The following is a 15,542-nucleotide window of genomic DNA, read 5'->3' as shown; positions in this document are numbered from 1 at the left end:
AATAAATATAATGACTGAGAAGGAAGTACAGCATGACGGCAAAAGCCCACAACCCCGCCACGGTGGAAACCCCGGCACAAACCAAGAAACGCCTGCGCAAGGTCGCTGCCGCCACGATCTTCGGTTCGATGCTGGAGTGGTACGACTTCTACCTCTACGCAACCATGGCGGCGATTGTCTTTTCGAAGATCTTCTTTGATAACAGCGACCCGAAGACCGCGACCCTGATGGCGTTCTCCACCTTCGCCATCGGCTTCATCGCCCGCCCTTTCGGCGGCATTCTGTTCGGCTACCTGGGTGACAAGTTCGGTCGTAAACATGTGCTGGTGTTGACCTTCTGCATGATGGGCGTGTGCACCACGCTGATCGGCCTGATCCCCAGCTACGCCTCGATTGGTATCTGGGCGCCGATCATTCTGGTGTTTATCCGTATCATCCAGGGCCTGGGTGCCGGCGCCGAGTTGTCGGGCGCGGCAGTCACGTCCTACGAGCATGCGTCAGAAGGCAAGCGCGGCAGCCAGGGTGCCTGGCCGGCGCTGGGCTTGAACCTGGGCCTGCTGCTGTCATCGCTGACCGTGTACCTGCTGACCATCAATGGCAATGAGTTCCTGCTGGCCGGCGGCTGGCGCATCCCGTTTATCTGCAGCATCGCCCTGGTGGGCGTGGGCCTGTGGGTACGTAACAGTATCCCGGAAACCCCGGAGTTCAAGGAGCTGAGCAAGGAGCCGGCCAAGGCCAAGGTCTCGCCGCTCAAGGCACTGTTCAAGAACGACCTCAAGGGCCTCGCGGTGGTGTTCTTCGTGGCAATTGGCTACAACGCCCTCAGCTACATCTTCAAGACCTTCTCCCTGGCCTACCTCACCCAGTTCAAGGGTGTGGATGTGCACGTCACTTCGCTGTCGGTGACCATCGCCAGCCTGGTGGCGATTGTCGCCGTGCCGTGCTTCGGCTGGCTGTGTGACAAGTGGAGCAGCAAGTCGGTACTGGTGCTGGGCGGCGTGCTGTCGCTGCTGTTCGCCTACCCGTTCCTGGCGCTGCTGAACACCGGGGAAAGCCTGATGATCTACCTGGCCATCGGGATCGGCACCGGGATCCTCGCCCCCATGATGTTCGCGCCACAGGGTTCGTTCCTCAGCCGCCAGTTCCCGACCCAGACCCGCTCTTCAGGCTTCGGTACCGGGCGTGAAATCGGTACGGCCATCGCCGGTGGCCTGGCGCCGCTGGGTGCCTTGTCGATGGTGGCCGCCTCGACCACACACTCGACGGATGGCGTGGTGATCATCCTCGCCATCGCCTCGGTGCTGGTGGTGGTGTTTGCCCTGTGTGACCAGGGCCGCAAGCACTCGGCATTCAAGAACTAGGGGCAAAATGTTGTCCAAGGGGTGCATCTGCGCCCCTTGATCGCGCATCATGGGCACTTTCATGCTCAAGGGAAACGTCCATGCGCGTTCTGTCATTGATGATGGGTGTTACCACGCTGGCCGCCAGTCTGGCGTTTTGCGCCACGGCGTCGGCGAGCGAAGAGAGTCAATTGATCGACTCGATCAACCAGTACCGCAGCCAATTGCAGCGCTGCGCCGACCAGGGTTCCCAAGAGTTGCCGCCGCTGGCGGTCGACCCGCGCCTGGTACTGCCGGTCAATAATGTCGGCGATTTGCAGCAGGACCTGGCCCAGGCGGCCTACCCGATGGTGAATGTGCAGGCGATCAGCCTGTCCGGCCCGAGCGACGCGCAATCGGCGATGAAAGCGGTGCGCGAGAGTTTCTGCCGGGTAGTGCTGGACCCGCAATTCGTCGATATCGGCGTCAGCAACAATGGCCAGGACTGGCGCATTGTCCTCGCCCGCCCGCTGTTGAGCCGGGGCCTGGCCAGTTCCCAGGAAGCCGGCCCGCAGTTGCTGGAGATGGTCAACGCCGCCCGCAAGCAACCGCGCCAATGTGGCGAGAAGGCCTTCGCGGCCACCACCCCGCTGGCCTGGAACGCGCAACTGGCGAGCGCCGCCGACAGTCATGCACGCAACATGGCCAACCATAACTTCTTCGACCACCTGGACCGTGACGGCCGAACCCCGGGCGACCGCGCGGAACTGGCCGGTTATGCCGCCCAGCAGATCGGCGAAAATATTGCCGCTGGCCTTGATACGCCGCGCAAAGTGGTCGATGGCTGGCTCGCCAGCCCCGGGCATTGCGCCAACCTGATGAACCCGCAATTTCGCGAATTGGGCGCGGCCTATGGGCTGGATCCAAAAAGCGACGCAGGAATTTACTGGACCGCGCTGCTAGGCGTGCAGTAGCGCTGAACTGCCGGGCATTGCCCGGGTCTGTTGTTTGATATTGCGGTGCCATATCGCAGCGTGGGACGAACTAGGTGTTGAGTAGATGACAGACTGGCTACAAGGCTGCGGTGAAATGGCCGAACGGGTTCGCCGCCATGACTGGGCCAGCACCCCTCTGGGGCCAATGGACCAATGGCCGGATGTGCTCAAGACCACCGTGTCACTGAGCCTTGCTTCGCATTTTCCCCAGGCGGTGGTCTGGGGGCCGGGTTTGGTTACCCTGTACAACGACGCGTTCCTGCCGATCCTCGGTAACAAGCCCGACGCACTGGGCCAGCCCTTCAGTACCATCTGGCAGGAAGCCTGGAGCCAGATCAGCCCGATCGCCGACGCCGCATTTGCCGGGCACGCTACGTTTATCGAAGATTTCCCGCTGATCATCGAGCGCGGTGACGCACCGGAACAGGCCTATTTCACCTTTTGCTACAGCCCGATCCGCGATGCCGGCGGCACGGTCGTGGGCATTCTCGATACCGTCACCGAAACCACCAACTCCGTGTTCATGGCCCGCCGCCTCGCCGTGCTGGATGCAATCAGCAATGGGGTGGCCAATGCCACCGATCCGGCGGCGATCATGGCCGCCACCACACGGATCCTGGCGACCCACCTGAACCTGTCCAACTGCGCTTATGCAGACATGGAGGCCGATGAAGACGGCTTTACCATCCGCGACAACTGGGCCGCAGAAGGCTCGCCGAGCATCGTCGGAAATTACCGCCTGGCCGACTTCGGCCAATTGGCGGTCGAGCGCCTGCAGGCCGGCGAGCCGTTGATCATCAACGACAACCTGACGGAACTGACGCCCGAGGAAGCCGCGACCTTCCAGGCCATTGGCGTGACGGCGACCATTTGCATGCCCTTGATCAAGTCCGGGCGCTTGACCGCGCTGATGGCCATTCACGACCGCATCCCGCGCCGCTGGTCTTCCTACGACCTGGCGCTGCTGGGTGAAGTCACCGAACGCTCCTGGGCCCATATCGAACGGGTGCGGGCCGATGCCATCGTTCGCGAGGGCTTGTCGGCGCTGGCCGATTTGAATGCGACCCTGGAGCAGCGGGTGGTGGAACGCACCACTCTGCTTAACCAGACTGAGGCGGCGTTGCGTCAGTCGCAAAAGCTGGAAGCCATTGGCCAGTTGACCGGTGGTGTGGCCCACGACTTCAACAACCTGCTGACGATCATTCGCTCCTCGGTCGACTTCCTGCGCATGCCCAACCTGCCCGAAGAACGCCGCCAGCGTTATATGAGTGCCGTGACCGATACCGTAGAGCGTGCTAGCAAGCTGACCAGCCAATTGCTCGCCTTTGCCCGGCGCCAACCGCTGAACCCGCAAGTGTTCAATGTCGGCGTGCGCGTAAAGAACATCGGCGACATGTTGGAGACGGTCACCGGCGCGCGGATCCATGTCAGCGTCGAACTGCCTGAACTGGCCTGTTATGTCTGCGCGGACTCCAGCCAGTTTGAAACCGCCCTGATCAACATCGCCCTCAACGCCCGGGACGCGATGGACGGCCAGGGCACGCTGGTGCTGCGCCTGGAAAGAGACCAGCCGCTGCCGTGCATACGCGGGCATGGCGGCTCGAGCAAAGCCTTTGTCGCGATCTCCCTGGCGGACACCGGCAGCGGGATTGCCGGGGCGACCTTTGAACGCATCTTCGAGCCGTTCTTCACCACCAAGGAGGTTGGCAAAGGTACCGGGCTTGGGTTGTCGCAGGTATTCGGGTTCGCCAAGCAATCGGGAGGCAACGTCGATGTCGCCAGTGTGCTCGGCAAAGGCACCGTGTTTACCTTGTACCTGCCGCAGGTGGAGCCCGAAGCGATCCACGACTGCACCCTCCAGCCCCCCCTGGAACTGGACCCGGACGCCGTGCGCCGGCGCATCCTGATCGTGGAAGACAACCTGGAAGTGGGCCGCTTCGCCAACCAGATCCTGCAGGACCTGGGCTACCAGACGGTGTGGGCCACCCATGCCGAAGAAGCCCTGGAGATGATCGGCCCGGATGCCCGGGCGTTCGACGGGGTGTTTTCCGACGTGGTGATGCCAGGCATGGGCGGCGTGGCACTGGCCAGGGAATTGCGCCGGCGCCGGCCCGAGCTGCCGGTGATCCTCACCTCCGGTTACAGCGAAGAGCTGGCCAAGTCCGGCTATGACGGCTTTGAGTTCCTGGCCAAGCCCTACTCCGCCGACCAGATTTCACGAGTGCTGGCCAGGGCGATGGGCAAGGATTGAGGCTAGGACGCGACCGCCACCTGGTTGCGCCCCATGGCCTTGGCGCGGTACAGGGCCTTGTCGGCGCTGTTCAGTAAATGCTGCAAGTCATCACCCACGGCATGGGTCGAGGCCACGCCCAGGCTCGCGGTCAGGTCCAGCCCAGGGTCGGTAGTCAGGCCCGCAATGGCCAGGATCAGTTGCTCGCCGATCTCCCGGGCCACTTCCAGGGTGGTGTCTGGCAACAACACCGCAAACTCCTCGCCCCCCAGACGCCCGTACACGTCAGCCTGGCGGAACGACGCCCTGATCACCTGGCCAATCTGCCGTAACACCCGGTCTCCGGCCTGGTGGCCGTAGGTATCGTTGATCGTCTTGAAGTGATCCATATCCAGCATCAGCGCGCTCAGCGGCTGGTGCGTACGCTTGCATTGGTCATACAGCACCTGGGCCTGCTCGAAAAATGCCCGGCGGTTCATCAGCCCGGTAAGTTCGTCGGTCTGGGCGGCGCGCATTGAAATACTGTGGGCCCGCTCTATTTCGCGGGTCAGGCGAAACGCCGTCTCCAGTGCCTGCGACAACTTGCGCGAGGCGCCCACGACAAATGACGAGAACACTAGCACCGCGACCGCCATGCCCGTCTGCATCTTGGACGGTTGAAGCAGCAGCCACAGGGTACAGGGCAACAACACCAGGGCCATGGACACTATGGTCATGTACCGATAGGCCGAGTAGCACGAGACCGCGCTGACCGACATGCCCACGGCAAAGAGCATGACCAGCGCCTGGGTCAACCGGTCATCGGCGGGCATCACCGCAAAGGCGCCCAGCCCCCAGATTCCAGCCGACAGCACCAGGGTGAGCCAATAATGCCGCTCCCAACGTTGCGGCGTGCGCTCATTTTTGGGGCTGCGAAAATACTGGAGGAACATCGACAAACGCAGCAGCGACGAGCCGGCCAGCAATGCCAGCCAGCCGATCATCAGGCGCGGTTCAAGCCGGTCCCAGCACAGCCAGCACAGCATGCCAGCGGCCAGATAGCTGCCAAAAACCGCAGAAAAGGATTGGCGAAACAGCTGATGCAAGCGGTCGGTACGCACCTGCTCTTCGATAAACAAATCCTGGTCCTGCTCACGCCCAAGGCCATTCATTTGATTCGCCTGATCCCTAGTGCTGCGACAAAATGGCATTGTGGCACCCTGCCAGCACGCAGAACAGCAAAATCACCTGCCTGTGTCGCGGCAAACACCGGTGTTAAAGCCTTTGGATTATCACCATCACTGGCAAGCCAGGTTTCGCTGTTTAGTCTATGGGGCTTCAATCCTGAGCCATGGCCAACGAGCCTGATAGCTCTTGGCCTTGTGCTCGAACAGCTCTGGCTGCGGGGTGATGGGGTTGAGTCGAAGTATTCCCTGCCCGATGTCGGCCAGGCCGTAGGGCGCATAGATTTCGCCAGTGTCCACGGCCAAGGCGATACAGGTGCCCGCCACCAGGTAGCGATCCACCCCGCCACGGGCTGTGTGCAACTGCGGGTAAGGCATGCCGAACCGCTGCGGATACCACAGGTGCACGCGCGCCTGGTTCCTCACTTCAATATTCGCATCCAGGTCGCGCAAGAGTTCGCTGGCGCGCTCAATCACCTCATTCTCGGCTTCCCAGGACATATCGGTGTCAAAGTAGAACACGTCGTAATCCTTCACCCCCCAATCGGGGCTGAGCCCGGCCTGATGATTCCATACCGCCTGGAACAGGCAACCCGCCGTCAACAGGCATTGGTCCAGGCCAAGGGCTGGCAGACGCGCGGTCAATTGAGCGTTGATGGGGTTGGCCATCGCCAGCTCGACCAGCCTCTGGGCCGTCAGTTTCATCTGCATTCCCTTGCCATTCCTGTATTGAAAACGCACGTTATACCAGGGTTTCATCAACCCTTGAGCGCCGCCTCGATGCCCGCGATGTCGATTTTCACCATGCCCATCATTGCACTGAATGCACGCTTGGCCGCCGCGGGGTCGGGATGGATGATCGCCGCCATGAGCATGCGCGGGGTGATTTGCCAGGAAAGGCCCCACTTGTCGCGGCACCAGCCACAGGCAACTTCCTCGCCGCCATTGCCGACAATCGCCTGCCACAGGCGATCCGTCTCAGCCTGGTCGTCAGTGGCCACTTGGAATGAAAACGCCTGGTTGTGCTGGACACCCGATCCGCCATTGAGGCCCAGGCATGGGATGCCCATGACGGTGAACTCCACGGTCAGCACATCGCCCTGCTTGCCCGCGGGATAGTCGCCCGGCGCCTTGTGTACGGCCTCGACTGTGCTGTCCGGGAATGTGGCGGCGTAGAACCTGGCAGCCTCCAGTGCGGCGCCGTCGAACCAGAGGCAGATGGTGTTTTTATGGGGCATCTGGAGTCTCCAAAAAGGAAAGTGAGCCCTTGAGTCTAGCCCCTGTTTTCCAACATCAGCGCGTGCTGCGTGACGCCGACCTCATCTCCAGCCACGAGAGCGCACGTGCGGCGCTCATGGGCCGCGCGCAGAGATAGCCCTGCCCCTGATGGCAACCCAACTTGAGCAAGCGTTGGCGCTGGCTTTCGTGCTCTACGCCTTCGACCACGACCGCCATATCCAGCGCTTCAGCCAGGGCCAGGGTGCTGCTGATCACCGCACGGTTACGAGGGCTGCGGTCAAGGTCGCGAACGAAGCGCGCATCGAGCTTGATTTCGGTGAACGGTAACTGGCACAGGCGCTCCAGTGAGGAGTAGCCGATACCAAAGTCATCGATGGACAGGCCGGCCCCCATCATCCGCAGGCGGATCAAGGTTTCGAGCACCCTGGGAGAGACTTCCAGCAGGCCGCTTTCGGTGATTTCGAAAGTCAGGCGCGACGCAGGTATGGCGTAGCGCTCCAGCGCCTTGCACAGCTGTGGCAGCAGTGACTCATTAGACAGTTGCTCGGCCTCCAGATTAAACGCCAGGGACAGCACGTGCCCTTGTGCCTGCGCCGTTTGCACAAAGGCCAACGCCTGTTCCAGCAGGGCAAAAAACAAAGGGTCCATCAACCCGAACTGGCTGACCTGCGGCAGGAAATCCGCCGGGCATAGCACGCCGTACTGCGGATGCTCCCAGCGCGCGAGCACTTCAAGGCTGCCGACTTCACCGCTCGCCAAATTGAACTTGGGTTGAAAGAACGCCTTGAGCTCATGCCCTGCAATGGCCTGTTCCAGGCCGGCCTGGCTGGCGAGCGTGTGGCGTGCCTTCTGAGCGGCATGCCCGGGGGCGACAGTGGTTTCCAGGTATCGGCTTAACAGCGGGGTGATCGCCCCTGCGCGCACTGGCACATCGACATACCCGAGGACACTGACCCCCAGCATGCCGACCATACGGTCGATGGCGTCTTGCAGGTCGGGGGCAAGCACGCTGCAAATGATGAGCGACTTGACCCGGCGGGTACGGCTGAGCAATTCGAGCGTAGTGAGCCCCTGCATGCCCGCCTCGTCCAAGGCACAGAGCACGATATCCACCGGTCCTGCGTGGTCCAGCAACTGCAGCGCAGCCTTTACGTCGGCCACGCCCTCCACGCTGTCACAGCCGGCGTCCTTGAAGGCCTGAATGGCAACGAGCTGCTTGAAGGGGTGCTCTTCGAGGACCAGAACACGAATCGGTAGAAAGGACATGACACATCACAGATGAGATAGAAGTGCGCTCATTCTCACGACATCTCCTACCGACGTATTTAGGAAAGCTCTTAAATGGAAAGCGAAAAATCCATGGTTTGAAAACGCCGCCAATCAACTGTGGGAGTTGACTGGCCAGCGAATCATGACCCTACAGGTCGTAGCGCAACGCCAGGCCCACTGTGCGCGGTGCGCCCACATCGACGATATCGCCGCTGCGGTTGTTGGTGATGTATTCCTTGTCGAAGGCGTTTTTCACGAAGCCGGAGACCGCGACATTCTTGGTGACTTTGTACTCGGTGTTGAAGTTGACCAGCCAGTAGTTGTCGCTGCGGCGCTCGCCCGTGACTTTGCCTGCAGTATCGAACTCATACTCCGACGGCGCGGTGCTCTGGTACACCAGGTCGGTGTTCAGGGTCAGGCGCTCGTTCCAGCGGTAGAGGCCGCCCAGGGACAATTTGTACTTGGGCGAATAGAGGAAGTCCTCGCCGCTCATATCGCGGCCATCACCGGTCACGAAGTCCTTGTACTTGCCTGCGGTGATCGAGCCACCGGCAGTCAGGGTCAACTGCGCGCCGAGGTCTTTCTCGACAAACACTTCCAGGCCCTTGATATCGCTGCTGCCGGCGTTGAACACCTGGACGAAGTCGGTGTTGCGCTCGAGCACGCTGACCTGCTGGTCTTTCCAGTCGGTGTAGTACAGGTTGGCACGGGTCCGCAGGGTTTTGTCGAAGAACGAGCCACGGTAGGACAGCTCGTAGTTGGTGGTGTATTCCGGGTCGTAGCCTTCGTGGCCGCCACCGGCACGCACGTTGACGCCACCACCGCGATAGCCTTTTTGCACCATCACGCCAAGGTACTGGTTAGCGGCCAGTTCGTAATCGAGGCCCAGTTTCGGCAGGAGCGCATCAAACGACTTGCTGACCTTGCCAGGGCTGGAGAAATCGTCCTGTTTGATGTGGGTGTCGTTGGTTTCGTGGTCGTAGCGCAGGCCGGTGATCAAGGTCCACTGGGGGGCGAATGTCCAGTTGATTTCACCGAACACAGCCTTGCTTTCAATGGTGGTCTCGCCCTTGGCGGTGCCGAACAGGACGTTATTGAACAACAGGCGGTCGTGGAAGTTGTTGGTGTTGTGGCCGTAGTAGGCGCCGACAAAACTCTTGAGCGTGTCGCCGCTGTAGTTCAGGCGCAGTTCCTGGCTGAACAGGTCGCCATCCTGGGTGCGCAACACCACTTGGTTGGCGTCGGCGGACTGGTCGAAATCCAGACGCGCGTCGTAGTCGGAACGGGTATTGGCGGTCAGGCTGGTCAGCGACCAGTTGTCGTCCAGGCGGTAGTCCACCTTGGCGCTGAGCGTGTCCTGCGCGAGCTTGTCATAGGCCTTGGTGTTGGACGTCATCTTGTAATAACGGATCTTGTCGTTCTGGCGCATCGCCGAGTTGTCACCCTTGCGGCTTTCGCTATGGGCGTAGGTCAGCAGCACATCCAGATCGTCGTTGGGCAGGATCAGCAGCTTGCCCCGGGCATTGGCGGTGCGGTTAGGGTTGGCGTCGTCATGCAGGGCGACGTTGTCGATGTAGCCGTCGCCCTCCTGGTAATCCACGGCAATGCGCCCGGCGATCTTGTCATCGACCAGCGCGCCGCCACCGGCCACCGCTGCACCGCGCTCGCCATAGGTGCCCATGTTGGTGCGCGCGGAAAAACTCGGTTCGAAGGTCGGGTTGCGGGTCTGGATCACCACCGCGCCGGCCAGCGAGTTACGGCCCTGGGTGGTGGATTGCGGGCCGAGGAACACTTCGACCTGGTCGACGTCCCACAGCGGCATCGGGCTGAGGGTCAGGGCGCGGTTCGGTTGCACGGCGCCGTCGACGAATACCGACACCGCACCGTTGAGCGTGGCCGGGCCCTGGTCGTCGAAACCGGACACGGGCACGCCGCGAATCCCCCAGTTTTCATTGCCGGACTGGTTGTACACACCTGGCGTACGCGCAAACACATCCACCAGGTCACGGTCGTGCTTTTCACGCAGTTGCTGGTCGGTTACCACCACCACGCTGGACTGGGTCTGCTCCAGGCTACGGTTGATCTTTTCACCGGTGACGGTGATCGGCGCAATCTCCAGAGCACTCGCAGGTTCTGCGGCCCACGCAGCGTTGCACAGGCAGATCGCCGAACCCACTGCCACCGCCATTGTCGTTTTGTTGAAATTCACGCCCTGCTCCCCTACGCCTGTTTTTGTTTTTTCTGATGCCCAGAACGCTGTTTGTGCCCAGCGGGCGCGAGTCTAATCCAATCTTGAATTTAAAGAAATACAATTGATAACGACTCTCATTCACTTGCAGCGATCACGTTGTATCGCTACCGATACTCACGGATTCATGGCGCCTCTGCCCTGTTGACCGATCTAAAAGGTGCCGTTAACATCCGCACAACCTACCGACCGGTAGGATGTTTTAGTATCTGGAGTCTGTATGAATTCGCAACCCACCCCCGGGGTTCCCCTGAGGCTGGCTATCGGCCTGGGACTGATCGGCGCCCTCGGCCCGTCGGCTGTCGATATGTACTTGTCGAGCCTGCCCGAAATTGCTCGCGAGTATCAGAGCAGCTTCGCCAGCGTGCAGTTGACCCTGACGTTCTTCCTCCTGGCCATGGGCGCTGGACAGTTGATCTTCGGGCCCATCGTCGACGCCTACGGACGCCGCCGGCCCCTGCTGGCCGGCCTTGTGGTGTTTACCCTGTGCTCGTTGGGTGCGGCGTGGGCGCCGACCCTTGAAACCTTGATCGCCCTGCGCTTCGTCCAGGGACTTGGCAGCGCACTGACGCTGGTGGTGATCATGAGCATGGTGCGGGACGTCAGCGAAGGCGTAGCCGCGACCAAGCTCTTTGCATTGCTGATGACCATCGAAGGGGTTGCGCCGATCTTCGCCCCGGCACTGGGCGGGGTGATCGATACCCACTACGGTTGGCGTGCGGTGATGCTGGTACTCGCCGCCTTTGGCCTGGCAGTGCTGGGCAACAGTTGGCTGTCGCTGCCGGAAACCCTGCCCGCCAACCACCGGGAACCGCTGCGCCTGGGCGCCGCATGCCGGACGTACCTGGCGATTGCCAGGGACCGGCACTTCCTGCGCCCGACCCTCGCCGTGGCCGCAGTGTTCTTCTTTCTGTTTGCCTACATCGGCGGCGCAACCCTGGTCTACCAACAGACCTACGGCCTGAGCCCGCAAGCCTTTGGCATGCTGTTCGGGGTGACCGGCGTAGCCATCCTGATCGGGGCGATGAGCGCCGGGAAGCTGGTCAGCCGCCTGGGCTTGAACCGTCTGTCGATGATCGGCGTGACGTGCATGGCCGCAGGTTCGGCAATCGCGGTGGTTTGCACCCTGACCAACCTGGGCCTGCCCGGTATAGTGGCAGGCATGGCCATCGCCCTGTTTGGCCTGGGCATCGCCGAATCCACGCTGATGTCGCTGGTCATGTCTTCGCAAAAGCGCGCGCTGGGCTCAACCGCCGCACTGCTGGGCGCGTTCCAACTGTCGATCTCCGCCAGCGCAACGCCGCTGTCGGCATTGGCCCTGAACCATGGACCGGTGGCCTGGGCCACGCTGCTGTTGGCCAGTGCGTTGCTGACCTGCCTACTGACAACGCTCAGCCTCCCCCGGGGTGCAGGCGCAGCCTATGACCTGACCGGGCACTGATTGAGGAACCCCACCATGACATCCAACACCCTGACCTCGGCCGCCGAACGCATCGCGTACCTGGCGCTGGACCAATTTGCCGAGCACGGTTACGACGCGGCCTCGCTGAATGACATCGCCGTACGCGCGGGCATCAAGAAGGCCTCGCTGTACGCCCACTTTGCCAGCAAGGACGCGCTCTACGGGGTCGTGCTCGAACTTGCCTTGCAGGCCGAGCGCGACTACGTGCAAAGCCAGTTTGCAAAAAACGCCCGTTCGATCAAGGCCCCCGGCGAGGTCTACATCGACAACCTGCAGCGCCGCTACAGCGCCCATGCATCCCTGCGGTTCTTGTTGAGGGCCGCGTTTTACCCACCGGCGCCGCTGAGGGGCGTGGTCATGTCCGGATTCAATGACTATATGGCCATGCTCCGCAGCCACTTCCAGCAGGGGCTACTCAAAGCCTATCCGGCCGTAGACGAACAGACCGCGGAAGTACTGGCGCAGGCCTACCTGGTGATGATCGACAGCCTGCATGTAGAGCTGACCTACGGAGATGCACAGGCCTACTCGCGCCGACTGGAGGCGCTGCAACGGTTGTCACGGGCGGTGGGTTACGCTGAGATTATTCGTCGGTTGCGTGGGTAAGTATCTGATAGGGCTTGGCGAGCATCTCGCACAAGCCCCCTCGGTTTACTTGTTCACCTGCCTGTCTCGTTCAATGCGTATCGAATGACACTGGGGACACAACAACCCCAACCGCACCGCACGAGTGAAACGGTGCTCACACTTCTTGCAACGGAAGAAGTACGGAGGGCCGTCGATAAAACCACTCATGACTGTTTCTTTTTAAGGACCATTTTTCCCTTCTCAAAGGAGATCTCCTCGTAGCCTTTGAACAGGGCGATGATCAGACCCAGGCCAAGAGACGCCGCAGCGATAATGGCTGCTATCTCAAGTCCCGTCAGTGCCGCGATAGGTGCCGCCGCCGCCATCGATAGCCCGCCGGTAAAAGGCACAGCCGCCAGTGCGGCAGTCAACAACCCAACGGTGATCGTTCCCGCTACCGCGATCTTCTTGGACGACTTGAGCTTGTCTGCAAGCTCACCTTGGACAGTGATCTGCTCGTAACCGGCATTCTTGGCAGATTCAAGTTCCGTTTTGGTTCTCACCGTGATGACGCGCATGTCACTACCCTACTCGATTGATCTAAACGTAGATGATCGCACAATGCCATGCGCTAAACATCTGCTACAACGCCTGCGCGATGCCAGCCTTGAAAGTGCGCCAGGGCGTCGCATGCCCCTCCAGGGAAAATGTAGATCACTGATATAGCGGGCTTTTTTTCAAAGCTGACACGCCCGATCGAGCAGAAAAAGAGCACATGCAAACTTGCGCCAAGGTGCCTGGATCTATATATTCCCTAGCCTGCTGCACCGCTCAAGCGCTTTGTTCGACAAAGCCTATTGAGTTGCTTCATCGCGCTGCCGCCCGAATGGCGAAACTGGTAGACGCATGGGACTTAAAATCCCCCGCTCGTAAGGGCGTCCCGGTTCGATTCCGGGTTCGGGCACCATAGATATCAAGGGCTTGCATGATGAACTTTATGCAGGCCCTTATCTTTTCTGCTCCGCTATTTGACTAGTGGCGCCGCAAATCCCTCGCCTGCGAACTCTCGACATCCCGCAAACTCAAGAACCACCGTAAAACGCTGTTGCTCAAGAATCACATCAATCTGCCAGCCCAGTTTTGCGCACAGCTGCCGCATCAACTGCAGCCCCAGGCCGTAGCCGTAATCGCTGGATTCCTCCCTCGGCTTGGCCTCCCTGATGTGGTTGGCAATTACCAGGCGCGGGTAGTTGAAGCTGATTTCTACCTGGCCCTCTTCCGCGTATTGCAGGGCGTTGCGCAGGAAGTTACCGATCACGATGCGGCACGCGGTGGGGGGTAGTCGGCAGGGTTCGCTGTGGATGTCGACAAGCAGTTCGATATCCCGATTGCCGATCAGGTAGCGATGTTTGTTAATCAGCTCGCCGACCAACGCGCTCAGGTCGATGTCTTCTTCGGGCAGCGGTTCGGGACGTTCGCGGCTCATCCACAGCAAGGTCTCGGCGATAAGTTGCATGTTCAACACCGAGCGTTCGATGCGCTGCAGGGAGGATGGCAGGACACCGCCGGCCTGCAGGGCCAGCAGTTCTATATTGGCCTTGAGCACCGCCAGCGGGGTTCGCAGCTCATGGCTGGTGTAGCGCAACAGGCGGCCTTCACGCTGGCTGGCGGCCTGCACTTGCTCGACACTCTGGGCCAGGGCGTCGGCCAGGGTATTGAACTCCTTGAAGCTGAAATCCGGGCGCGCGCTGGCCATTGCGTCAGGATTTTTCAGGGTGCTGGACCATTGCGCCAGGCGCCCCAGCGGCCGCACCAGCCACCAGACCAACAGGGCGATGATGATCAGCGCCGGCACGAACACCGCCAGGCTGACAAACACCACGCCTTGCAGCACCTGGTCAAAGTAGGCATCGGACAGCGGCGTCTCGACCTCGCCGCCCTCTTCGTGGTCATGGTCGATGTCATACATATAGAGGGTCTTGCCGTCACCCAGGTCTTGGGAGAGAACCGCCCGGACCTCGGCGTCGTCGTCATCGGAGTCGGTATCACCGAACACCTGCACGGCACCGAAAGACATGCTCGGCGGCGCCTTGAGCAACTCACGCACGCTCGCCGGCAAGGCTTCCTTGCCAATGACGCCCTCGAAGAAGTAGTTGTGCGGAGGGGGTGTGGTCGGGTCCTTTTTATAGTGCCTGATGAAGTACTGCGCCTCTTCTTCCATCATCGCACTGGCGGTGTAGAGCAGGCCGCGCACGGTGTATACCGGCAATAGTTGACTGTAGATCAGTAACACCACGGCAATCAGCAGCAGGAAGCTGCCGCTGATCACCCACTTCAAGCTCAAGCCGTTACGCATGGGGTTTTACCTGGATACCGACCCCAGGCAGGGTGTGGATCAACGGCCGGCCGAAGGGTTTGTCTACCGCCTTGCGCAGTCGATGCATGTGCACTTTGAGGGTGTTGCTGTCCGGCGGTTCGTCGCCCCAGACTGAAGTTTCCAGGCGTTCCCGGGGCACGGGTTCAGGGCTGGCGCGCATCAGGTATTCCAGCAAGGTCCAGCAGATGGGTGACAAATGCAGCGCCTGCCCGGCGCGACTGACTTTGCGGGTGGTGAGGTCCATCACCAGATCGTCTACCTGCAGGCGGCTGGTCTGGCTGCTGCGGCGCATGCTCAGGGCGCGAATCCTGGCCACCAGCTCGGCCAGCTCGAATGGCTTGACCAGATAGTCGTCAGCGCCCGCTGCAAAGCTGGCGAGCTTGTCCGAGAGCGCGTCCAGTGAAGTGAGCATGAGGATGGGCGTCTGGCTGCCTTGCTGGCGCAACCGCTCGCACACCTGCTGGCCGTCGAGGCGCGGCAACATGATGTCCAGGAGAATGACGTCGTAATGCTGGGCGAGTGCCAGGTTAAGGCCAGCCTGGCCATTAGTGACGTGGTCGCAGACCATGCCGCTGATCTCCAGGTACTCGATGACGGTGGTGGCCAGATCCAGGTTGTCCTCGACCAGCAGCAGGTGAATATGCACTAAAAAGTCCCCTCGGACGGGTGTTGC

The 15,542-nt window shown here is 61.0% G+C and carries 13 protein-coding genes and 1 tRNA gene; 6 read left to right on the top strand and 8 right to left on the bottom strand.

Translation table 11 applies throughout. The annotated features are described in order from the left end of the window. The first annotated feature begins 32 nt into the window (after window positions 1–32). The 3 genes from HBO19_RS18315 (at window position 33) to HBO19_RS18305 (ending at window position 4,565) form a co-directional block, all read left to right on the top strand. Window positions 33–1,361, top strand: coding sequence for an MFS transporter (locus tag HBO19_RS18315; RefSeq protein WP_090290982.1), 1,329 nt, complete (start codon window positions 33–35; stop codon window positions 1,359–1,361). An 80-nt stretch (window positions 1,362–1,441) separates the two neighbouring features. After that, on the top strand, window positions 1,442–2,293 hold the full coding sequence (locus HBO19_RS18310; protein WP_170058021.1) for a CAP domain-containing protein: 852 nt from the start codon (window positions 1,442–1,444) through the stop codon (window positions 2,291–2,293). Between the two features lie 85 nt (window positions 2,294–2,378). Next, on the top strand, window positions 2,379–4,565 hold the full coding sequence (locus HBO19_RS18305) for a response regulator (protein WP_170058020.1): 2,187 nt from the start codon (window positions 2,379–2,381) through the stop codon (window positions 4,563–4,565). Between the two features lie 2 nt (window positions 4,566–4,567). Here HBO19_RS18305 and HBO19_RS18300 read toward each other — a convergent pair whose 3' ends face one another. From HBO19_RS18300 to HBO19_RS18280, 5 genes are all read right to left on the bottom strand, one after another. Further along, window positions 4,568–5,695 carry a GGDEF domain-containing protein gene (locus tag HBO19_RS18300; protein WP_170043221.1) on the bottom strand — a complete coding sequence of 376 codons (1,128 nt, stop codon included), beginning with the start codon at window positions 5,693–5,695 and terminating at the stop codon, window positions 4,568–4,570. Window positions 5,696–5,851: 156 nt separating this feature from the next. Further along, entirely contained in the window at window positions 5,852–6,412 is a 561-nt protein-coding gene (locus HBO19_RS18295; RefSeq protein ID WP_170043220.1) for a nucleotidyltransferase family protein, read from the bottom strand. Between the two features lie 53 nt (window positions 6,413–6,465). After that, the gene (locus HBO19_RS18290; protein ID WP_170058019.1) at window positions 6,466–6,945 is read right to left on the bottom strand and encodes a VOC family protein; all 480 of its coding nucleotides are present in this window, start codon (window positions 6,943–6,945) and stop codon (window positions 6,466–6,468) included. Between the two features lie 55 nt (window positions 6,946–7,000). Then, window positions 7,001–8,212 carry an EAL domain-containing response regulator gene (locus tag HBO19_RS18285; RefSeq protein ID WP_170058018.1) on the bottom strand — a complete coding sequence of 404 codons (1,212 nt, stop codon included), beginning with the start codon at window positions 8,210–8,212 and terminating at the stop codon, window positions 7,001–7,003. A gap of 151 nt (window positions 8,213–8,363) precedes the next feature. Beyond that, window positions 8,364–10,424, bottom strand: coding sequence for a TonB-dependent receptor (locus HBO19_RS18280; protein ID WP_169957041.1), 2,061 nt, complete (start codon window positions 10,422–10,424; stop codon window positions 8,364–8,366). Between the two features lie 259 nt (window positions 10,425–10,683). Between HBO19_RS18280 and HBO19_RS18275 the strand changes: the two genes are divergently transcribed. Further along, entirely contained in the window at window positions 10,684–11,904 is a 1,221-nt protein-coding gene (locus HBO19_RS18275; RefSeq protein ID WP_170058017.1) for a multidrug effflux MFS transporter, read from the top strand. 15 nt (window positions 11,905–11,919) lie between these two features. After that, window positions 11,920–12,531 (top strand): TetR/AcrR family transcriptional regulator, encoded by a 612-nt coding sequence (locus tag HBO19_RS18270; protein WP_170058016.1) that lies wholly within the window; start codon window positions 11,920–11,922, stop codon window positions 12,529–12,531. Between the two features lie 185 nt (window positions 12,532–12,716). On the opposite strand, the gene HBO19_RS18265 is transcribed toward HBO19_RS18270, so the two are convergent. After that, window positions 12,717–13,070 (bottom strand): hypothetical protein, encoded by a 354-nt coding sequence (locus tag HBO19_RS18265; protein WP_169957038.1) that lies wholly within the window; start codon window positions 13,068–13,070, stop codon window positions 12,717–12,719. 302 nt (window positions 13,071–13,372) lie between these two features. Here HBO19_RS18265 and HBO19_RS18260 point away from each other — a divergent pair. Then, a tRNA-Leu gene (locus HBO19_RS18260) sits at window positions 13,373–13,459 on the top strand. Window positions 13,460–13,516: 57 nt separating this feature from the next. On the opposite strand, the gene HBO19_RS18255 is transcribed toward HBO19_RS18260, so the two are convergent. Both HBO19_RS18255 and HBO19_RS18250 read right to left on the bottom strand, forming a co-directional pair. Further along, window positions 13,517–14,848 carry a HAMP domain-containing sensor histidine kinase gene (locus HBO19_RS18255; protein ID WP_170058015.1) on the bottom strand — a complete coding sequence of 444 codons (1,332 nt, stop codon included), beginning with the start codon at window positions 14,846–14,848 and terminating at the stop codon, window positions 13,517–13,519. Continuing rightward, window positions 14,841–15,515 carry a response regulator transcription factor gene (locus tag HBO19_RS18250; protein ID WP_169956972.1) on the bottom strand — a complete coding sequence of 225 codons (675 nt, stop codon included), beginning with the start codon at window positions 15,513–15,515 and terminating at the stop codon, window positions 14,841–14,843. The genes HBO19_RS18255 and HBO19_RS18250 overlap by 8 nt, the downstream gene beginning before the upstream one ends. Between the last annotated feature and the right edge of the window lie 27 nt (window positions 15,516–15,542).

The organism is Pseudomonas sp. WS 5021 (genome assembly GCF_012985535.1).
In the GTDB taxonomy this organism is placed as follows: Bacteria; Pseudomonadota; Gammaproteobacteria; order Pseudomonadales; family Pseudomonadaceae; genus Aquipseudomonas.
Note: the sequence above shows the minus strand (reverse complement) of the source record. Positions and strands in the feature narration are given on the sequence as shown.

Coding starts and splice junctions, on each gene's coding strand:
- HBO19_RS18315 (WP_090290982.1), top strand. CDS start 33: ATGACGGCAAAAGCCCACAACCCCGCCACGGTGGAAACCCCGGCACAA.
- HBO19_RS18310 (WP_170058021.1), top strand. CDS start 1,442: ATGCGCGTTCTGTCATTGATGATGGGTGTTACCACGCTGGCCGCCAGT.
- HBO19_RS18305 (WP_170058020.1), top strand. CDS start 2,379: ATGACAGACTGGCTACAAGGCTGCGGTGAAATGGCCGAACGGGTTCGC.
- HBO19_RS18300 (WP_170043221.1), bottom strand. CDS start 5,695: ATGAATGGCCTTGGGCGTGAGCAGGACCAGGATTTGTTTATCGAAGAG.
- HBO19_RS18295 (WP_170043220.1), bottom strand. CDS start 6,412: ATGAAACTGACGGCCCAGAGGCTGGTCGAGCTGGCGATGGCCAACCCC.
- HBO19_RS18290 (WP_170058019.1), bottom strand. CDS start 6,945: ATGCCCCATAAAAACACCATCTGCCTCTGGTTCGACGGCGCCGCACTG.
- HBO19_RS18285 (WP_170058018.1), bottom strand. CDS start 8,212: ATGTCCTTTCTACCGATTCGTGTTCTGGTCCTCGAAGAGCACCCCTTC.
- HBO19_RS18275 (WP_170058017.1), top strand. CDS start 10,684: ATGAATTCGCAACCCACCCCCGGGGTTCCCCTGAGGCTGGCTATCGGC.
- HBO19_RS18270 (WP_170058016.1), top strand. CDS start 11,920: ATGACATCCAACACCCTGACCTCGGCCGCCGAACGCATCGCGTACCTG.
- HBO19_RS18265 (WP_169957038.1), bottom strand. CDS start 13,070: ATGCGCGTCATCACGGTGAGAACCAAAACGGAACTTGAATCTGCCAAG.
- HBO19_RS18255 (WP_170058015.1), bottom strand. CDS start 14,848: ATGCGTAACGGCTTGAGCTTGAAGTGGGTGATCAGCGGCAGCTTCCTG.